The following is a 19968-nucleotide window of genomic DNA, read 5'->3' as shown; positions in this document are numbered from 1 at the left end:
GACAACTTTTATATAATACCAAGTAGCTAACCAGAAGTCAACCCTCAATATTTTTTAATTTATCAATCAAGAACTTTTCGCTCGCAATCAACTTAATTAATATACAACATGCCCGAATGTTCGTCAACTCCTAATTTATATTTATTTTTACGAACATTAACGCTCACCCCGTGACCAATTGCGTCTACAAGCTATCAAACCTTCAGCGTTTCTCACTTCATTAATTTTAAATCATCAAAAAAGCGTCAAGCTAAGCAAATCTTAGCCTGACGCTTTTTACAAATTTTTAACGCATTGTTGGAAATAACAAAATATCACGAATGGTATCTGTATCCGTTAATAACATTACTAACCGATCAATTCCAACTCCAAGTCCGCCAGTTGGTGGCATTCCATATTCTAAAGCCTCAATGAAGTCTTCATCAATTCCCTCAGCTTCATCATTACCATTAGCTGCTTCCGCTGCTTGCGCCTCAAAACGCTCGCGTTGATCAATTGGGTCATTTAATTCAGTAAAGGCATTTGCATATTCGCCGCCCATAATGAATAATTCAAAACGATCAGTAAAGCGTGCATCATCAGCATTCTTCTTAGCTAAGGGTGATACTTCTACGGGGTGACCATACACAAATGTAGGTTGAATTAATGTATTTTCCACGAATTCTTCAAAGAAGGCATTGATAATGTGACCCACCGTCCAAAATGTTTGAACTTCAATATTATTCTCAGCTGCCAATTGCTTAGCCGCGGCCAAATCCATTGGTTGCCAAAAATCAATCCCCGTCTTTTCTTTAATTAAATCAACCATGTGCTTACGAGCAAACGGCTTACCCAAATCTAAATCTGTTCCTTGATAAGTAACCTTTAAATCAGGAGATACTACGGCAGCTGCTGCTTTAACAATATTTTCCGTCTCCACCATAACATCATTAAAATCCCAATATGCCGCATAGGTTTCCATGACAGTAAATTCAGGGTTATGTTTTGGATCCATCCCCTCATTTCGGAAAACGCGTCCAATTTCATATACTTTTTCCATACCACCTACAATAAGGCGCTTCAAATGAAGTTCCAAAGCAATCCGAAGATACATGTCAATGTCTAATGCATTATGATGAGTCACGAATGGACGTGCAGCAGCACCTCCAGCAGCGTTTTGCAAAATTGGCGTCTCGACTTCAATAAAGCCATCCCCATCCATATAACTACGGATAGCCGTAATAATTTTGGAGCGTTGTTCAAATCGTTTGAATGATTCATCATTTGAAATCAAATCCAAATAACGCTTACGATAACGCGTCTCAACATCACTCAAACCATGAAATTTATCTGGAAGTGGGCGCAGTGCTTTTGATAAATGTGTAATAGCTTCAACATTCACTGACAATTCACCGGCCTTGGTCTTCATCACTGTCCCTGAAAAACCAAGCAAGTCACCTAAATCTGCCTTTTTTAATAATTCATACGCTTCTTCGCCAACCACGGGCTTTTGCACAAAAATTTGGATTGATCCTGTCCGATCATTAATATTAGCAAATGTAATTTTCCCTGACCGTCGTTTAGTCATCATCCGTCCAGCAATCGTTACTTGAACGGGTGTAGCCTCTAAATCTTCCGCAGTTTGATGATCATAACTAGTATGTAGATCTGCCGCATGGTGACTTGCTTCAAAACGATGTCCAAACGGATCAACCCCGTTATCGCGCAATTCTTGCATTTTTTCGCGTCGTGCAATCATTTGATCATTTAATGATATTTCTTGTCCTGCCATCTTCTCTTCCTTTATTTTCAGTTTAATTATTGCTGTTCCAAAATACTTTGTAGTTCTGCTGTACTAAATTGGATTTTATTACCCGTAAAACGATCAACAATTTCAGCCCCTTGATCATCATCAATCATTTCTTGCAACTGACTAACTTGCAAGGTTCCCAACATGCGAGCATAGTCTGATTTAGTAATGTCTGGGTATAAGTTGACCTCTTCAATTGAGAGCTGCTTAACTTGACCTACCCCAAACAATGGGCTCAACAAATCTAACGGCGCATGGTTTTTCATAAGCAAGTCCGCAATATCTGGCATTTGATCTACTGCCGCATAAAATTGCTTAAGTGCATCTTCTTTGACGTCAGGCAAGGCTGAAACAATTACTCCACCTGCTGCTTCTACTTGACCATCCGCATCAATCTTAACACGCGCCATGACCACAGACGGAATTTGCTCTGATGTGAGCATGTAATATGTAAAGTCATCGTCAATCCGACCATTCGCTAATTGAACCGAACTAGTAAAAGGCTTACTTTCTTCATCCATTTCCTTCGTGATTTGCAAAAAGCCATCAGTTCCCACTCCAGCAGGAACACTATCCGCTAAAACTTGAGGATTAGCGACATAACCCCGAACTAATCCCGTAGCACTCGCTTCAATTACAATTTTACCCGCAGGTCCTTGCCCATCTAACGTAACTGCTAATCGTTCTTCACCTTTTAAAACAGCATTAGCCACTAACAACGAGCTAATTAAAGCCTTACCTAAAATCTCCACCCCTAAAGGTGTTGCTTGGTGAAATTTTGATGCCTTTTGTAGCATCTGAGTCCCATCCATGGCAATTGCGCGAAAGTTACTATCTTTTGTTACAGCACGTACAATTGTATCAGCCATTTCTTTCACCTCATTCTTTATTTTATTTAGTAATTTTAACATACATTTTAAGGGAACGGACCGTTACCTAACAATCTTGCGCAATAAAAAAACTAATGTGTACTAAACCACATTAGTCTAATAAATCTAAATATCACAAGAAATCCAATCACCCTTTAGCCATAACATCTCAACAATCAACTAAGCCTTTTATAAACCAAATTTAATCATCGTAAATTTGCATAAAAGTTTTTTAAATTTTCATTGTAAATATTTAATAAAAAACGGCCTTGAATCTCATTTCCAAAACCGCTCAAAATCACTTTAAAAAATTAGTGCTGCCGATCCAAAACTTGGATTTCATCCCCACCAACAATCACTGTATCAGCAGTATTCAAGAACAATCCATGTTCTACAACACCAATTTCATTTGATAGGAATTGTGACAACAATTCTGGGCTATCAATGCCATTCAAATGCAAATCCAAAATGTAGTGTCCACCATCAGTCACTAATTTTTCTCCGGCATCTGTCATCCGAAAGGTTGGGTTCAAGCCCTTCGCTGCCAATTTACGTTCTAATTGACCACTTCCATAAGGGACAACTTCAACTGGCAAGGGGAAGGTTCCCAAAGTTGGTTTAACTTTACTTTCATCGACAATCCAGATGTTTTTATTTGAATTTTTAGCCACAATCTTTTCCATCAACAGGGCAGCTCCTCCACCTTTGATTCCATTCAAATAGGTATCAACTTGGTCTGCACCATCCACTGTAACGTCGATATGATCAACTTCATCAACATCGACAATCTTCAAGCCCAATTCAGCCCCACGTGCTGCCGTGCGGTTCGACGTCGTGACACCGGTAAATTCAATGTTCTTTTCTGCTAAAGCATCTAAGAAAAAGGCCACTGTGGAACCTGTTCCAAGTCCCACGGTCATTCCGGCTTCAATATATTTTGTCGCAAATTCAGCGGCTTTCTTTTTATTTAAATCTTGTGCGTTCATCTTTTCATCTCCATTAAATTTATTCAGTTGCTAGTCCAGCATCGACTTCATCCTTCGTTGGAATGGAAGCAATCGCACCTGAGCGTGATACCGCTAAAGAACTTGCCTTACAACTACGCCGGACCATCGTTTGAAGATCGCCCTTTGTTTTCCAATTTGCTGCCAAAGTTCCAATAAAAGTATCACCAGCGGCCGTTGTATCAATCGCTTTGACTTTAAAAATGGGCGCTGTCCCGTGCTGTCCAGCTACGCTATAGTATACCCCATCGCCACCCAAAGTGATAATTAAATTCTTCACACCTTGGCTCTGCAAACGCTCAACAATCGTTGCTTCTAAAAGTACAACATCAGTGGTTGGATTGTCCCCAGCCAGGGCCGCCGCTTCCGTTTCGTTTGGCACTATCACGTCTGTCGCTGCCAACAAAGCCGTGTCTAATGTCGCTGTTACCGGAGCGGGATTTAAAATAGTCGTAGCACCATACGCTTGCGCAATCTCAAAACCAGCCGTAACCACTGCACTTGGCACTTCTAATTGGGCCACTACCACATCGGCTTCCATCAAAGCCAGTTTAGCCGCTTGCACATCATCCACCGTCAAAGCCATATTAGCACCACCATGCACCATGATGGTATTATGCCCGTCAGCTTCTAGTAAAATTGTTGCTGAGCCAGTTGGTTGTTGCTCCTTAGTATAGATATATTGAGTGTCAATTCCCTCATCTGCTAACAACGTTTTAAAAGCTTTTCCTCGTTCATCAGCCCCAACGGCACCAATAAACGTAACTTCGGCACCTTGCCGGGAAGCCGCCACTGCTTGGTTAGCGCCTTTACCACCAAAATTTTCTGCTTCATCTTGCACCGCAATCGTTGCCCCCTGCGCTGGTAAATGATCAAGCATCAAAGCGACATCAATATTTAGACTTCCAATCACCACAACTTTTTGCATGTAACATCCCCTTATAATCTCTAAAACGTGTATTTACTTTTCGGTAAAACGTTTTACTTAACTCAAGGATATCTTATTAATTTTACCACCACTTGTCAATCTTCACTTATACAAAATTAAGCTCTATCCCCAGGGGCTGGTCCTGTTGATTCACGTTCAATCAATTGTAAATCTAACATATTCATCTGTTGTGGTCGATTCAAATTTTCTAATCGTTTAATAATCAAATTTAAGGCGGCAATTCCAATTTGTTGCACAGGTTGTCGCACCGTCGTTAAAGCCGGCACGGTAAATTCAGCATAATCGGTATCATCATAGCCCACCACTGAAATGTCCGCTGGCACCCGGACCCCTTGATTATATAAGCCACGTATTAATCCAATTGCAATTTCATCATTTAAAGCAAAAACAGCCGTGGCCCCACTTGCTATCACGGCATCGGCCACATCTAAACCACCATGCTTTGACAAGGCTGTTTGTAAGCGCGCCACTGGTTTTAAATGATGTTGCGTTAATGTTTCTACAAAGCCACGTTCTCGTTGATGCATATTATCAGTCATCGTATCAGCCATTAATAACGCAATTTTTTTATGACCCAAAGCTACTAAATGTTCAGCAGATAAATGACCGCCTTGCTTTTCTTGCACCATCACGCGATCTTTAGCGCCTAAATCGACACTTTGATCTAATGAAAGGAATGGGATCCCACATTTATTTAGAAACTGACTTACAGCTGCATGTTTGGGGATGGGACGTCCAAAAATCAACGCATCAACACCACGATCAACTAATGCATAAATCGATTTCTCCAAATTTTCATCTGTCGCGCCCATGAAGACCAAATCGATGTGCTCTGGTACGTGCATTTGCATGCTTTGAATTAGATCCGCAAAAAAAGGCAGTCGAAAAGAAGGGATAATGACCCCAATCAGCGGACTTTTTGAGCCTTTTAATTCTTTGGCTGCCACATTGGCAACATAACCTAGCTCATCTCGAGCGTCCATCACTTTATGAATTGTTTCTTCAGAAAAGCGTTCTTGTTTATTATTAATAACTTGTGACACGGTTGCAATTGAGACCCCGGCTAGTTTAGCAACATCCTTAATCGAAGCTTTCTTCATACTTTTAACATCCTTATCGTCGGCTCCTTAAATATAACTTAAATGTAACCGTTTTTTTATCATAAATATAGTATAATACATAATAACTTTTATGGTTTAAAAGAAATGAATAATATTGTCTGAAAGCGGTTGCATTCGGACTTTAATTAGTGTATTCTTTGTTTCAGTTAAACGATTTAACGTTATTGGTATTTTTTTGTTTCTCATCTGTATTCTCGAAAGGATTCGATCATGTATTTACTTATTAACATCGTCGGAATTTTCGTTACGATTGGAGTCGCTTACCTCTTCTCTCGTAATCGAAAGCATATTCAATGGAAGTCCGTTGGAATTGTAACGGCCTTGCAATTATTCTTAGCTTGGTTCTTCGTCAACTTCAGCGCTGGACGTCAAGCTGTCGTAGCCGCTGCCGATGGCTTTAATTGGCTTGTGGCAACCTCATACAAAGGAATTGCCTTTGCGCTTCCTGATTTCGTCTCAAAGACAATTCCAGGCGCCGGCGGAACCCTTGATGGTAATATGAATTTCGTTACCTCGGCCTTGATGCCAATTCTTTTGGTCGTACCTTTGTTTGACATCTTAACTTACATCGGCTTCTTGCCTTGGTTGGTTAAATGGATTGGTAAAGGTCTTTCATTCATTACTGGTCAACCACGTTTTGAAGCTTTCTTCTCCATTGAAATGATGTTCCTTGGAAACACAGAAGTTTTAGCTGTTTCTAAGGGTCAATTAACTCAAATGAACGAAGAACGCAACTTAACAATCGCTTTGATGTCAATGAGCTGTGTTACTGCTTCAATCATCGGAGCATACACGCAAATGATGCCTGGACAATACGTTTTGACGGCGATTCCTTTGAACATCTTAGGAGCCATCATTATTACGGCAATCTTAAATCCAGTTGTCGTTGATGCGAAAGACGACATTATCGTCGAAGTGAACGAACCCGTTGAAGTTCAACAAGCTGACGGTAGCGTTAAGATGGAACGTCCTAAGAAAGAACCTTTCTTCTCATTCTTGGGAGACTCAATTTTGGGCGCTGGAAAGTTGATTTTGATCATTGCCGCCTCAGTTATGGCCTTCGTGGCTTTGGCTAATTTGATTGACCAAGTCTTCTTGTTGACCGGTTTGAAGTGGCTTTCATTGGAAAATATTTTCGGAGTAATCATGTTCCCATTCGCTTGGTTACTTGGTTTCAACCCACAAGACGCTTTCCAAATCGCGCAATACATGGGAACGAAGTTAGTTACAAACGAATTCGTTGTTATGGGTGAAGTTTCAAAGAGCGTCATGGCCGGAACTGGGTTGTTTGCTAACAAGCATGCCATCGCTGTCTTGACTGTCTTCGTGACTTCATTTGCCAACTTTGGAACGGTAGGAATGATTATTGGAGCCTTCAAGGGCTTGGTTTCAAATGAAAAGGTTAATTTAATTTCTAAAAATGTACCTTTGATGCTGATCTCAGGAATCTTGGTTTCATTGCTTTCTGCCGGAATGGCTGGGTTGTTTGCTTGGTAATCTAGATTATTTAAAGAGGTTTGGAAGCGTACTCCTGCCTCTTTTTATTTCAATTTTTTTCAAAATTCACTCTAAATATGCATAATATCGAAAGGAATTATATCATGACTGAAAAAGAAGCACTTATCTTAGATATGGACCCCGGGATTGACGATGCGGTCGCTCTATCAATTGCCTTAACCCACTCTGAATTTGACCTCAAACTATTAACTGGGGTTGCAGGAAATGTCAGTGTCGAAAAAACCACAGCTAACCTCTTGAAGCTCGAAGAATTCTTTGGTCGAACCGATATTCCAGTTGCCATGGGAGCTAAAGCACCTTTGAAACGCGAATTCAAAGATGCTTCATATATTCACGGGGAGTCAGGAATGCCTGGTTATGATTTTCCAGCACTCACCCACCAACCTATTGATAAAGATGCAATTGAAGCTATGGTGGAAGTCTTAGATAATGCTGATCAGGCTATGACGATTGTGGCAACGGGCGCTTACACCAACATCGCCCTCCTCTTACAACAACATCCTGAAGTTAAACCAAAAATTAAGCGTTTAATCTTAATGGGTGGGTCATTATCAGGCGGAAACGTTTCATCAGTAGCCGAATTTAACGTCTTTACTGATCCTGACGCCGCTAACATTATCTTCCAAAGTGGATTAGATATCACAATGATTGGTTTAGATGTAACTTTGAAAGCTTTACTCTCAAATCAATCAATTAAAGACATTGCCAAGATGGGTGAAGTTGGCGCAATGATTTCTGGGGTCATGACGGCTTATAATGATGCCGAAGGTGATGGTAAGCCAATGCACGATGTTAATACAATTCTATATCTACTACATCCTGAATTCTTTACAGTTGAAGAGCACATGATTTATGTAATTACTGAGGGACCCGCAGTCGGTGGAACCATTTCTGACTTCCAAGATCGGTGGTCCAACGGCCAAAAGAACAGTCATGTGGCCGTCGACATCGATGCCAAAGCGTTTGAAGACTGGTTCTTAACTGAGATTCCAAAAATGAATGCGGCTAAAGCGGCTCAGCAATAATTAGTCCATATTACCGGGTGAAATGACAAATTAATTAAAGGGGAAATTTCATGGCAATTAAAAAAATGATTTTAGATTTAGACACTGGTATTGACGATGCTTTGGCCTTAGCTTTAGCGGTAGAAGATCCACGCGTAGATCTCATTGGAATTATTGCTTCTTATGGAAATACGTTAGTTGAAACTGCAGCTCAAAATTCGTTAAATTTACTCCACTTACTGGGCGCAGATGATGTCCCCGTTTTTGTCGGTGAGGCACATTCATCAACTACTAACCATTTCGATGTAATGCCGATTTCAATGGCAATTCATGGCGATAACGGCGTAGGAAATATTGAATTACCAATTGCTCCTCGTACGGTTGAAACCAAGTCAGGGGTTCAATTTTTAATTGATGCAGCCCATGAATTTGGCGAGCATTTAATTTATTTACCAACTGGACCTTTAACTAATTTAGCTGCTGCTATTCAAATCGATCCAGAAATTGCTACCTTAATCGGACAAACCACCTTGATGGGAGGAGCATTAACTGTACCTGGAAACGTCACTCCATTTACTGAAGCCAATATTCATCAAGACCCCGAAGCGGCTGATTTTGCTTTTACTCACCAAAAGAATTTAACTATGGTCGGTTTAGATGTGACTTTACGGACCTTAATGACTAAAGCACACACGCAAGCTTGGCGTGAATTAGGAACTGAATCCGGTCGCTTGTACGCCAATTTAATGGACTACTACATTGATGCCTACGACCGTCTTGATATTGATCACCGCGGCGCTGCCTTGCATGATCCTTTAGCAGTAGCTGTCGCAATTGATCCTGACTATGTCCAGACCATTGATTTGAACACCCGGGTCACCTACGATCAAGAATCGGGTGATTATGGTCGGACCATTGGTGATCGTGAACGGCTCAATGAACCGACGACGACTAAAATTGCTGTCGATGTTGACGTTGAACGCTTCGTCCGTGATTTCCAAGAATTTATGCTTGATGTTTTGAAATAAATTAACATATCTTACGTGAAAAAAGAAGGTCACCTCATGAGGTAACCTTCTTTTTTGTTTTTTCTCCAACCAAACTAGACAAAATCATTTAACCAATTTACATCCGCTTCCTTAAAACTTGCTGACCAGTCATTTTTGCATTGTCGCTAATTCCAATTCAATAGCATTCGCAACCTTAATCTCAATCTCTAACGTTTTAGCAGCCCGGATGGAGGTTATTCTCGCTTGCAAAACTGGTCACCTGCTTGGACTTTAAGCATAATATCACTACCGTACGTTTAAATATTTTCAATCATCACCGCTTCAACCGTTATAGTCTTAATCTTATAATCAATTTCGATATCTCAAGTGTGCTCAAAATAATAAAACAACGACACTGCATTAATTCGTCTGTAATGGTGAGACTGATCGAAGTCCGTTCATAATGTCACATTCACCTTCCACCATGGGTAACCGTACGCTTTTATGCATCAATCTGTCTAAATGAACTTCAAAAATAGATGTTAATAGCCCCAATCTTCCTTTAACTAAAATGCTTTCGGGCTGTAACTCACTCGAGCTAATTCGATGTAGCTCATCATTTAAATTAACGGGAAACGAAATTATTTCCAATCAATCATGATGACCCCTTTTCTCCTTAAAATTTGCACATAAGTATCTTTGTCCAATTGCTTCAGGGTCTTTCGTACTGTTTCACGTGAAACGTTATAATCTCACATCAGCTTAAAAACTCCTGGACATAAAAAGAGCCATCCATTGCTCGGCAATGAACGACTCTTTTCGATTAATTTTTAATTCCGTGGATATAGGATTTCAACCTTTACATCTGATTGAACGTGTTCTTCCTTACGTTCTTCAACTGCTTGGGCAACTTTCTTATTAGCCACTTCTTTAGCTTCTTCGTATGACATTGGGGTAACTTCATCATTCCCATCATTAGATTTCTCAGGCATCTTACCAGTTTCATACAAACTTAGGATTTGCTTCTCGTCCAACGTCTCATACTCGAGAAGGGCCTTAGCGATCGCCGCATGCTTGTCTGCATATTGCACGACAATATCATGTGCTTTAGCATAACCTTCTGTTGTCAATCGCCGCACTTCTTGATCAATCAAGCGCGCTGTATCCTCAGAATAACTGGCACCTTGACCATATTGACCATTCAAAGGTTGACCATTCTTGGCTAATTGCACCATTCCAACCTTATCAGACATTCCGTACTCTGTAACCATCGCACGAGCGATATTAGTCGCCTGCTCAAAGTCATTTGAAGCTCCAGATGACTGTTGCTTAAAGATGACCATTTCGGCAGCACGACCACCCATTAATCCAGCGATTTGATCTTCAGCGTTATCCTTTGACATCAACATCTGATCCTCACGTGGCAACATAATAGCATAACCACCGGCGCGACCACGTGGAACAATTGTGACCTTATGAACGACCCGGGCTTCATTCAAAACCAAGCCCACAATCGCGTGCCCAGCTTCGTGATAAGCAACCGTCTCACGTTCCTTCTCTGAAACAACGCGATCCTTCTTCGCCGGACCAGCAATCACCCGATCTTCGGCTTCATCCACATCATCGGCTTCAATCTGTTTTTTACCTTGACGCGCAGCTAACAATGCTGCTTCATTCAAAAGATTAGCTAAATCAGCTCCCACAAAGCCAGGAGTCTGTTTAGCAATTTCCTTCAAATCAACATCTTGGGCTAAAGGCTTATCTTTAGAATGCACTTTCAAGATGGCCTCACGTCCTTTGACATCAGGTTGTCCAACCAAAATCTTTCGGTCGAAACGACCTGGACGCAACAAAGCTGGATCCAAGACATCTGAACGATTAGTTGCCGCAATCACAATGACACCCTCATTGCCTGAGAATCCATCCATCTCAATCAACATTTGATTCAAGGTCTGCTCACGTTCGTCGTTTCCGCCACCCATTCCAGATCCACGTTGACGACCAACGGCGTCAATTTCATCAATGAAAATAATTGAAGGGGCGGACTTTTTGGCATTTTCAAACAAATCACGAACACGACTTGCCCCAACTCCCACAAACATCTCAACGAAATCTGATCCTGAAATTGAGAAAAACGGCACACCGGCTTCACCAGCAACCGCACGTGCTAACAAAGTTTTACCAGTTCCAGGAGGTCCCTCAAGTAAAACTCCTTTGGGGATCTTTGCACCCAACTTAGTAAACTTACTTGGGCTCTTTAAGAACTCAACAACTTCGACCAATTCTTGCTTTTCTTCTTCGGCACCAGCCACATCGGCGAACCGGACTTTATTATCGGCGGGATCAGCCGGCTTAGCCTTCGACTTACCGATATTCATCATCCCGCTCGCTCCGCCACGGCCACCTTGGCTCATTCCACTCATCATAAACCAGAGGAACCCTAGCATGATAATCATTGGCAAGAAACTAACAGCTAATGAACCCCAAACGTTGGAATCTTCTGGCTTGGTAGTCATTTTAGTATTCGTTTTGGCCGCTGCATCACTAATTCTCTTGACTGATGAATCATTTGGTAAAACGCTCACCTCAAAATTAGTTACTTTTGGCACTGCACTACCCATGACTTTGGCAAAGACACTATTGTTATCAACCTTTAGCTTTTTATCTTCAAGAGGTTTGCGGTATTCACCCTTAACCTCATAGACGCCAGCCCCCGGTTGAACTTGAATTGACTTAATTTTTTTCTCATCCAGCTGCTTTATAAACGTCGAAGTATCAACCTTCTTTACTGTTGTAGTATCTTGAGGCCCCATAACCCAGTACACAAGTCCCAAAATAGCCAACAACATGATTACGTAGAATAAACTTTGCCGAACAAAATTACCACTAGGGCGATTTTTCATTCTTCTACTCTCCTTTTAAGAATATATTTTAGCTATATTCCTACTTCATACTGATATTAAATCACTTTATCATTTCACTCACGCCAGCATAAATATGTAACAAACATTTTGCCCATCATCATCGGCTAGCCATGAAAATGTTGCATTAATTTTAATGCGTTGGTGTAATCGCATCATCTACTAGCCCGACGTGTTCTTGTGCATAAACTGATTTCTTTAAGACACCGACATATGGCAAATTACGGTAAAGCTCTTTTCCATCAACACTATAATCCAGTCCATAGCCGACCACAAACGCTTTGGGCACATCAAAACCAATATACTCAACGTCCTCGGAGACAACCCGGCCTTCTTTTTTATCTAATAGACTCGCCGTTTTAACACTCTTAGCGCCACGATCCATTAAAAGCTGCTTCATAAACTTCAATGACCGGCCAGTATCGACAATATCTTCCATGATGATAATATCACGACCTTGCACGTCACTTTGAATATCAGTTACTAATGAAACCTCACCTGAACTTGAAATTCCACCGTTATAACTTGAAACGTTAATAAATTCAACTTCAGTGTACTCCATATAACGCATCACATCGACTGCCCATAATGCGGCACCTTTTAAGACGACTAAAATAATGGGTGTTTTACCTTCATAATCATGTGCCAATTGATGTCCAACGCGCTCTGCCGCTTCCGTAATTTCTGCTTGACTATACAGAACACGTTCGATATCGTTATCCATTTTCCATTCACTCATTGAATAGTCCTCTCGCGTTATGTTAATTTTTTAAATATACATTATTATTTTACCACGAATCAACCATTTTAAGACATTAGTTTTTGCCTGAATCCTGCTTTAGAATCAATTTATGGTCCTGCCGATAAACAACCCATGGTTTTGCTAATTGCACCATTCCTCGATTGATACTTTGATTACGCATTAACTGCCAAATCTGGGTTAGCTGTCGATGTTTCACTTGGTAACATCCTTGCTGTTGCAACCATGCTTGCAACACTAAACTTGTCTGTGTTTGATCTGCTTGCATAAAATCATACGTGCCAGCCTGGATGCGCAAAACAGCAGCCAAGATTTCCGGTTTGGCAAGCGCTTCTAATGCCGTTAATTGTTGTGCACTGCGCACCATATTCTCGGCAAAATTTTGATTCAACTGACCTATAGCTGGCATAATGGTTTGCCGGATTAAATTACGAGCATAATTAGTATCTTGATTAGTACTATCAACAATATAGTTTTCAATCGGTATATCAACTAATAATGGCAACTCTGTCTTCTTCAGTGTTAAAAACGGACGGCGAATTTCAAAGTCAGGCATCACCTGACGCGCGGCCATACCGCCTAATTGCTGCAATTGACTGCCCCGCGCTAATTTAAATAAGATGGTTTCCGCTTGATCATCTTGATGGTGCGCTGTGACTATAATTGACGTTCCCCATTGTAAAGCTTGTTGCTTAAGCAAAACATAACGTTGCTGCCGAGCCTGTTCTTCCACTCCATGCTCCGGTTGCGCTGGCCAGTCCATTTTTAACATCGCAACTTGTTTGAATTGCGTACGATGCTGTTGTAACCAATCGGCGACAAACGCTTCTTCAACCGCAGCATCATCACGCAGTTGATGATTTATATAAACTACGCTAACTACCGGTTGCAGGGCCTGTGGTAAATGGCCTTCTGTCAACCATTGCGCCAAATGCAAAGAATCAAAGCCACCCGATAAAGCCACCACCACGTGTTCATCGGCCCTAAATAATTGTTGCTCTTTTACCGTTTGAATCAACTGGCGCCGGATTTGTTGCTTTTTCATGATTTCTGCTCCAACTTTCATATTAAAACAAAAAAGCCTAAAACTATTTACTGTTTTAGCCTTTATTCTAACGCAATTACTGATTACTAGGTAGATTAAACACAATCTCGCCATCTTTAGTATACATATACCGTTGTCGCACATACTGTTCGGCAAAGTCTTCATTACTTAAATTATTTTTTAACGTTGTTAACTGTTTATTATCAACCTGCGCTTTTTGCACTTGTTGTGTTAAATTCATACTTTGTGCTTCCGCAGCACGCATCTGCGAATAATTTCCAATTCCAGTAATGGTCGCTACCACAACCACAATCAACATTACTCCATAAATGATGCGTTGGTGCAATTGCCGGACACGACGGACATGCAGAGCCTGACGCTGCGCATTATAGCGTATAAATTCAGCACCGGCTGAATCTATGGGATAAATTTTGCCACTTTTTTGCTTGTTTTGCGCCATGCTCTTGCCCCCTGAAACTACTCCTTTGATACCGCTATCATGTCACAAAAAAGCAGATCAGTCGACTAATACACCGAGACCTTAATAAATTCATAATATTTATTATAACTTGAATCAATCCAACCTAATTTAAATCTTCCTCTCGTAAAATATGATACATATGTTCCGCATCATCTTTTTTGGTTGTTTCCATAATACGTTCAATTTCTAACACCATCATCCGATTTCCAAATTTAATCGCTAACTCATCCCCGACTTTCACATCAGAAGAAGACTTGGCCACCTTACCATTAATCGTAATTCGCCCTTGATCAGCAATTTCTTTGGCAACGGTCCGCCGTTTAATCAAGCGTGAAACTTTTAAAAATTTATCAATTCGCATTTTTATTCCTCACTCATTTCATCTTATTTTAAATATTTTAATTATTCGTTTGCCGTATGGTAGTAGTTGCCATTCATCAACTGTTAATAATTTACCATAAATCGTCAAAAAAGCACTAATCACTCCACCTAAAATTACACCAACACATAACAAGCCGCTACTCATTAAACGGGTGGTTGGTAATTGATTCCCAAGCAAAAACAGTGTTAACGACACAATCATGCCCATCAAACCGGTGACGCATATAATTTTTGCTAACCAACGGGGGGCAAACGGTGTGGGTTGTCGGAGCATTTGGGGAAGTTGCCACCAAACGAGAATCCACACCAGACTAAGGCTCGCCACTGTAGCCCAGCTTGCTCCAATCAAGCCCATCCCAGGCATCAAAGCTTGATTTAATAACCATTTGCAGCCAATGCCTAAAGTTAATTTCCACCATAAATGCCGCGTTTGGTCTAAGCTTTGTAAAACTGTCACGCCAACGGTCATTAAAGTCGCGGGAATCATGCTTAAAACATATACATCTAATACAGCTGTCCCTTGACGACTTCCAAATAAAGTTTGATTCAAATAAGGCATTACCGCAAGCATGCCAACCGTCGTAAGCAGAATCATAAATAATGAGAGATGGAAGGAGCGTTGAAAATCACGTTGAAACGCTTGCTTTTTTTGTTGAACGAAAAACTGTCGTAAATTTGGTAACAAAACGGTGCCTAAACTAGTGGCCAAGACCATCCCTAATTGAACGAGGGGCTGACCACGGTCATAAACCCCTTTCCAACTTTCAGCTTGCGCCGGCAAAAAACCAGAATGGACCAGTAAACCTTTAACCGAAAATGAATCCATCAATTGAAATAAAACTAATAAGGCAGTGACTAAAACAAGCAAACCGCCTTCATACCACAAACGTTTTGCCAAAATCATCCAACGTAAATGGGGCCAGGCGTCGCGTTCATCCGTGCGCATTTTGACCAACCCAAATTGGCGAAAAGTGGGCCACAAGACCAGACTCGCTACTAAAGCGGCCAGAGGCGCCCCCGCCATAGTACCTTGCCCGATTTGATAAATCGTCCAATTATGATTCTGCGCCCACCAGGCTACCCCGACAATAATTAAAACACGCCCTAACTGTTCAACAATTTGGGAAATTGCAGTCGGCTTCATATTTAATAATCCTTGGGAATACCCACGGGCGGTGGCCAAAATGGGCATAAATAAAAACATCCACGCCACCATTTGAATCACGGGATTCAGCTGTAAATCACCACCCATCCAGTAGGCTAACACTGGCGCCCCTAAATAGATGCCACTAAATAAAATTAAACTAATGACAACTAAAATTCGATGCAGGCGTGCCGCTGCGACTTTAGCCTGGCGCTGACTATTTTGCTCACTGACCACTTTAGCAATCAACATCGGCCAACCACTTAACGCCAAAACCACCCCAATTCCATATAGGGGATATACTTGCTGATAAACATAAAAGCCTGCATTTCCAACCATATTTTGCAAAGGAATACGATACATTGCGCTTAGAACTTTCGCTATTAAGCCCGTCAGCGTTAAAAGACCAACCCCTTGCGCCAGATGCTTACTTGGTAGCTGATTTAACATTTGTTTGCTCATTTAAAGCCTCCAAGAAATGCTCTAGACCCGTTAGCCAATCAGCTTCCGTCATTTTCGGTTGAATCACAATATCAATCCGCGCCGGATTAACCCCAATCGTTTTACCACGCAAATGTTGCGCCTCCAAAAGCTTTAACCAATCAACCTGTCCCAAATCAGCTTCCGGTCCAAAGGTCACATGTAGTAAATTATTGGTTTGGCGATCGTGATCAATTTTGGCAATTCCCACTTGATCTGCGTACCTTTTAATTGAAGCAACCTGCAACAATTTAACCGCAGCCGTTGGTAACTCACCATACCGATCCAGTAAATCATCTTCAATTTCCATAAATTGATCATTATTTTTTGCCCGACTAATGCGCTGATAAAACTCAATCTTTTGCGCACCTCCAGGAATATAATTGATTGGTAAATAAGCTTCCACATTCAAATTCAATTCGGCATCAGCCTTCTTTTGCTCAACCACTTTACCTTGCTTAGCTTGAACCGCTTCTTGTAACATTTGCATATACAAGTCATAACCAACACTGTTTATAAAGCCATGTTGCTGTGAACCTAATAGGTCTCCAGCACCGCGAATTGATAAATCACGCATTGCAATTTTAAAACCGGAACCTAGCTCCGTAAAATCACGAATCGCTTCCAACCGATGCTCACCCACTTCACTTAAAGTTCGGTTTACTGGATACATAAAGTAAGCATAGGCTAAATTATATGACCGTCCAACCCGTCCGCGGATTTGATACAGCTGTGCCAAGCCCATCCGATCCGCTGATTCCACGATTAATGTATTTGCATTGGGGATATCTACACCAGTTTCAATAATTGTCGTCGTAACTAAGACGTCATAATCTCCTTGAATAAAGTCGTACAAGATACCTTCCAATTGCGTTTCCGTCATACGACCATGAATAACTGCGACACGCGCATCGGGCACCAAACTTTCAACATAAGCTCGGGCTTTTTCAATATCTTCAACACGGTTATGCAAATAGAAAGTTTGACCCCCACGCGCCATTTCCCGTTCAATTGCTAAAGCAATCTCACGACCATTTTGTTCCATAACATAGGTTTGAATTGGAAAACGGTTCGCTGGTGGCGTCTCCAAGACAGACAAATCACGAGCCCCAACCATGGCCATATTTAAGGTACGTGGAATTGGCGTCGCCGTTAATGTCAACACATCTACAGAAGTTTTCAATTGCTTCAAACGCTCTTTGTGCTTAACCCCAAACCGTTGCTCCTCATCGATAATCAATAAGCCTAAATCATCAAATCCCATCGATTTACTCAAAATTTTATGCGTCCCCACGACCATGTCTAAAGTGTGGTCCTTTAAGGCCTGCGTAATCTCTCGGGTTTCTTTAGCCGTTTGGAAGCGTGACAACATCGCCACTTTAACTCCTGTGCCTTCAAATCGTGCCTGTATGGATTCAAAATGTTGTTGGGCTAAAATAGTTGTTGGTACCAGCATCGCCACTTGCTTATGGTCATTGAGCGCCTTGAAGGCCGCCCGAAAAGCAACTTCAGTTTTACCAAAGCCAACATCCCCAACCAACAAACGATCCATCGGTTGTATTTTTTCCATATCTTTTTTTATTTCAGCGGTTGCTTGGAGTTGATCTAGCGTCTCTGGATAGGGAAAGGCCGCTTCAAATTGACGCATCCGATCATTATCGGCTGAAAATGCGAAGCCTCGCTTGGCTTCACGTTCGGCATACAACTGCAACAATTCATCTGCAATATCTTCAACTTTAGCCGCAACTTTGCGCTTCGCCTTCGCCCATTCCGTACCGCCCAGTTTATTTAGCTTCGGCGCCTTTTCACCAGCACTCACATATTTCTGCACTAAATCTAATTGCGTAATGGGAATAAATACTTTTCCTGAACCTTGATATTGAATCGTGATGTAGTCTTGCTTCACACCCCGGGTTTCGAGAGTCGTGATCCCTTGATAAATTCCAATCCCGTGGTTAACGTGCACCACATAATCGCCAACTTTAAGCTCGTTATAACTTTTAATTCGTTCCGCATTTGATAAGGTCTGCCGACGGGGCGCCCGTTTCACAACCGTTTGGAAAATTTCCTTTTCAGTCAAAACCACCAATTTCAAGCTTGGAATCTCAAAACCACCATGTAATTCCAAAACTCCAATTTGCGTGCGTCCCACTTTATAGTCCTGATTGTTTACTTGATTGGCCGTAATTTTAAAATCACTAAAAGTCTGCGCTAATTTTTCTTGCCGTTCACCCGTATTAGTTAAAAAAATTACGGTAAATTGCTGCTTTTGCCAGCGATCGAGTTCGCTTTTTAACACAGGCATCTGGTTATAAAATTGCTGAGCCGGACGCACAATCATCTGGGTCAAAGAATCTTGCTTCAAATTACCAATACTACGCGCTAACGGTGATAACACTAAACTCCGATGCTCATCGGATGCCACCCCGGCTACGAGGGGCGTTCCCAAATCAGGGTTTGGCAACACTAATTGCTCCGCTTGCCGATCAGTCCACCACTCTAAAGTATCTCTTTCAACTTGCTTGGCATTTTCTAACGCTCGGGGATAATCATCTAAAACTAAGAGTCCGTCGGCTGGTAGATAATCCATCAAGCGCGTCTTTTCAGGGTATAAATACCCTAAATATTGACGCATCTCCGGCAAAACGGTGCCTTGTTTTAAGGCTTCAATCAACGGTCCTAAATTTTCCGTTAAATGGCGTTTCTGTGCGCCTTCCAAGGCATCACGTGCCTTAGTAAAAGCTAATTCAAAGTTAGTTTGTGCGCTTTTAAGTTGCTGTGGCGTCGTAATCAAATCCGTAACTGGCAAAATCTGTAATTCATCAAGCGGATCTAAACTTTTTTGATCCTCAGAGTTGAAATATCGTAATGAATCCAATTCGGTATCAAAGAAATCCATCCGCACAGGATTTTCATGATTTAAAGGATAAACATCAATGATAGACCCCCGCACTGAAAATTCACCCGGATTAAAAACCGCTTCTGTGCGTTGATAACCCATCATAATTAATTGCGCCTGCAAAGCTTTTAAATCATAATCTGTTTTTTGAAAATCAATTTTTAATTGCGCTTGATTGAAGGTTTCTACCGTTGGTAAATATTGCGTCACCCCAGTATAACCAGTCACGACGACTGCGCGTGGATCATTTTGTAAGTGCTCCAACGCCTCCACGCGTGCTTGCACAACTTCTAGCGACGTAATCGCTACTTGGGCACTGATCGTTTCTTCCGTGGGAAAATACACCACGTGCTCAGCACCCACTAAGCTCGTTAAATCTTCTGTCAATTGTTGCGCATGAAATTGGCTGTCGGCCACAACTAAGACGGGAATTTGTAATTTTGACCATAAGCCATGCAAATAAACCGCGCGCGCGCCGCCCAAGACCCCGGTTAAAACATGCCGACCACCTCTAGCTAGTTTCTGGGTTAACTTTTCAAATTGATCATTCTTCACTAATATATCTGATAATTGCATTGATTTCTCCTATTACAAGGTTTTGCCCGGTTAACTGA

16 protein-coding genes are annotated in these 19968 nt (G+C 41.5%); 3 read left to right on the top strand and 13 right to left on the bottom strand.

Features of this window, described 5'->3' with window-relative positions:
• Positions 1 to 286 precede the first annotated feature (286 nt).
• The 5 genes from lysS to rbsR all read right to left on the bottom strand — a co-directional run bounded on the left by lysS (position 287) and on the right by rbsR (position 5711).
• Positions 287 to 1771: a lysine--tRNA ligase gene (lysS, locus tag IV73_RS06155; RefSeq protein WP_057756381.1), complete on the bottom strand. Its 1485-nt coding sequence runs from the start codon at positions 1769 to 1771 to the stop codon at positions 287 to 289.
• A 26-nt stretch (positions 1772 to 1797) separates the two neighbouring features.
• Positions 1798 to 2658, bottom strand: coding sequence for an Hsp33 family molecular chaperone HslO (locus tag IV73_RS06150; RefSeq protein WP_057756378.1), 861 nt, complete (start codon positions 2656 to 2658; stop codon positions 1798 to 1800).
• 311 nt (positions 2659 to 2969) lie between these two features.
• On the bottom strand, positions 2970 to 3644 hold the full coding sequence (rpiA, locus tag IV73_RS06145) for a ribose-5-phosphate isomerase RpiA (protein ID WP_057756375.1): 675 nt from the start codon (positions 3642 to 3644) through the stop codon (positions 2970 to 2972).
• 19 nt (positions 3645 to 3663) lie between these two features.
• Complete coding sequence (gene rbsK / locus IV73_RS06140) at positions 3664 to 4590, bottom strand: ribokinase (protein WP_057756372.1); 927 nt, start codon at positions 4588 to 4590, stop codon at positions 3664 to 3666.
• A gap of 116 nt (positions 4591 to 4706) precedes the next feature.
• A complete protein-coding gene (rbsR, locus tag IV73_RS06135) occupies positions 4707 to 5711 on the bottom strand; it encodes a ribose utilization transcriptional repressor RbsR (RefSeq protein ID WP_057756369.1) in 1005 nt (334 codons plus the stop codon).
• A 231-nt stretch (positions 5712 to 5942) separates the two neighbouring features.
• On the opposite strand from rbsR, the gene IV73_RS06130 reads away from it, so the two are divergent.
• From IV73_RS06130 to IV73_RS06120, 3 genes are all read left to right on the top strand, one after another.
• Positions 5943 to 7229 (top strand): NupC/NupG family nucleoside CNT transporter, encoded by a 1287-nt coding sequence (locus IV73_RS06130; RefSeq protein ID WP_057756366.1) that lies wholly within the window; start codon positions 5943 to 5945, stop codon positions 7227 to 7229.
• Between the two features lie 104 nt (positions 7230 to 7333).
• Positions 7334 to 8275 carry a ribonucleoside hydrolase RihC gene (rihC, locus tag IV73_RS06125; protein ID WP_057756363.1) on the top strand — a complete coding sequence of 314 codons (942 nt, stop codon included), beginning with the start codon at positions 7334 to 7336 and terminating at the stop codon, positions 8273 to 8275.
• A gap of 50 nt (positions 8276 to 8325) precedes the next feature.
• The gene (locus IV73_RS06120) at positions 8326 to 9282 is read left to right on the top strand and encodes a nucleoside hydrolase (protein ID WP_057756360.1); all 957 of its coding nucleotides are present in this window, start codon (positions 8326 to 8328) and stop codon (positions 9280 to 9282) included.
• A gap of 381 nt (positions 9283 to 9663) precedes the next feature.
• Here IV73_RS06120 and IV73_RS06635 read toward each other — a convergent pair whose 3' ends face one another.
• From IV73_RS06635 to mfd, 8 genes are all read right to left on the bottom strand, one after another.
• Positions 9664 to 9894 (bottom strand): hypothetical protein, encoded by a 231-nt coding sequence (locus IV73_RS06635; RefSeq protein WP_157049557.1) that lies wholly within the window; start codon positions 9892 to 9894, stop codon positions 9664 to 9666.
• A gap of 179 nt (positions 9895 to 10073) precedes the next feature.
• A complete protein-coding gene (ftsH, locus tag IV73_RS06115) occupies positions 10074 to 12146 on the bottom strand; it encodes an ATP-dependent zinc metalloprotease FtsH (RefSeq protein WP_057756357.1) in 2073 nt (690 codons plus the stop codon).
• Between the two features lie 151 nt (positions 12147 to 12297).
• Complete coding sequence (hpt, locus tag IV73_RS06110) at positions 12298 to 12888, bottom strand: hypoxanthine phosphoribosyltransferase (protein WP_057756389.1); 591 nt, start codon at positions 12886 to 12888, stop codon at positions 12298 to 12300.
• Positions 12889 to 12979: 91 nt separating this feature from the next.
• Positions 12980 to 13969 carry a tRNA lysidine(34) synthetase TilS gene (gene tilS, locus IV73_RS06105; protein WP_162258970.1) on the bottom strand — a complete coding sequence of 330 codons (990 nt, stop codon included), beginning with the start codon at positions 13967 to 13969 and terminating at the stop codon, positions 12980 to 12982.
• 76 nt (positions 13970 to 14045) lie between these two features.
• A complete protein-coding gene (locus IV73_RS06100) occupies positions 14046 to 14429 on the bottom strand; it encodes an FtsB family cell division protein (RefSeq protein WP_057756354.1) in 384 nt (127 codons plus the stop codon).
• A 124-nt stretch (positions 14430 to 14553) separates the two neighbouring features.
• Positions 14554 to 14811 (bottom strand): RNA-binding S4 domain-containing protein, encoded by a 258-nt coding sequence (locus IV73_RS06095; RefSeq protein ID WP_057756350.1) that lies wholly within the window; start codon positions 14809 to 14811, stop codon positions 14554 to 14556.
• 18 nt (positions 14812 to 14829) lie between these two features.
• Positions 14830 to 16437 (bottom strand): putative polysaccharide biosynthesis protein, encoded by a 1608-nt coding sequence (locus IV73_RS06090; RefSeq protein ID WP_083485564.1) that lies wholly within the window; start codon positions 16435 to 16437, stop codon positions 14830 to 14832.
• Entirely contained in the window at positions 16403 to 19930 is a 3528-nt protein-coding gene (mfd, locus tag IV73_RS06085; RefSeq protein WP_057756346.1) for a transcription-repair coupling factor, read from the bottom strand. Before mfd ends, IV73_RS06090 begins: the two co-directional genes overlap by 35 nt.
• Positions 19931 to 19968 lie beyond the last annotated feature (38 nt).

This window comes from Weissella kandleri, from assembly GCF_001438705.1.
GTDB classification, from domain to species: domain Bacteria; phylum Bacillota; class Bacilli; order Lactobacillales; family Lactobacillaceae; genus Weissella; species Weissella kandleri.
The sequence above is the reverse complement of the archived record's forward strand: the minus strand, read 5'-3'. Positions and strand labels throughout refer to the sequence as shown.

Coding starts and splice junctions, on each gene's coding strand:
- ftsH (WP_057756357.1), bottom strand. CDS start 12,146: ATGAAAAATCGCCCTAGTGGTAATTTTGTTCGGCAAAGTTTATTCTAC.
- rbsK (WP_057756372.1), bottom strand. CDS start 4,590: ATGCAAAAAGTTGTGGTGATTGGAAGTCTAAATATTGATGTCGCTTTG.
- rbsR (WP_057756369.1), bottom strand. CDS start 5,711: ATGAAGAAAGCTTCGATTAAGGATGTTGCTAAACTAGCCGGGGTCTCA.
- IV73_RS06095 (WP_057756350.1), bottom strand. CDS start 14,811: ATGCGAATTGATAAATTTTTAAAAGTTTCACGCTTGATTAAACGGCGG.
- IV73_RS06150 (WP_057756378.1), bottom strand. CDS start 2,658: ATGGCTGATACAATTGTACGTGCTGTAACAAAAGATAGTAACTTTCGC.
- IV73_RS06130 (WP_057756366.1), top strand. CDS start 5,943: ATGTATTTACTTATTAACATCGTCGGAATTTTCGTTACGATTGGAGTC.
- IV73_RS06100 (WP_057756354.1), bottom strand. CDS start 14,429: ATGGCGCAAAACAAGCAAAAAAGTGGCAAAATTTATCCCATAGATTCA.
- rihC (WP_057756363.1), top strand. CDS start 7,334: ATGACTGAAAAAGAAGCACTTATCTTAGATATGGACCCCGGGATTGAC.
- IV73_RS06090 (WP_083485564.1), bottom strand. CDS start 16,437: ATGAGCAAACAAATGTTAAATCAGCTACCAAGTAAGCATCTGGCGCAA.
- hpt (WP_057756389.1), bottom strand. CDS start 12,888: ATGGATAACGATATCGAACGTGTTCTGTATAGTCAAGCAGAAATTACG.
- lysS (WP_057756381.1), bottom strand. CDS start 1,771: ATGGCAGGACAAGAAATATCATTAAATGATCAAATGATTGCACGACGC.
- rpiA (WP_057756375.1), bottom strand. CDS start 3,644: ATGAACGCACAAGATTTAAATAAAAAGAAAGCCGCTGAATTTGCGACA.
- tilS (WP_162258970.1), bottom strand. CDS start 13,969: ATGAAAAAGCAACAAATCCGGCGCCAGTTGATTCAAACGGTAAAAGAG.
- mfd (WP_057756346.1), bottom strand. CDS start 19,930: ATGCAATTATCAGATATATTAGTGAAGAATGATCAATTTGAAAAGTTA.
- IV73_RS06120 (WP_057756360.1), top strand. CDS start 8,326: ATGGCAATTAAAAAAATGATTTTAGATTTAGACACTGGTATTGACGAT.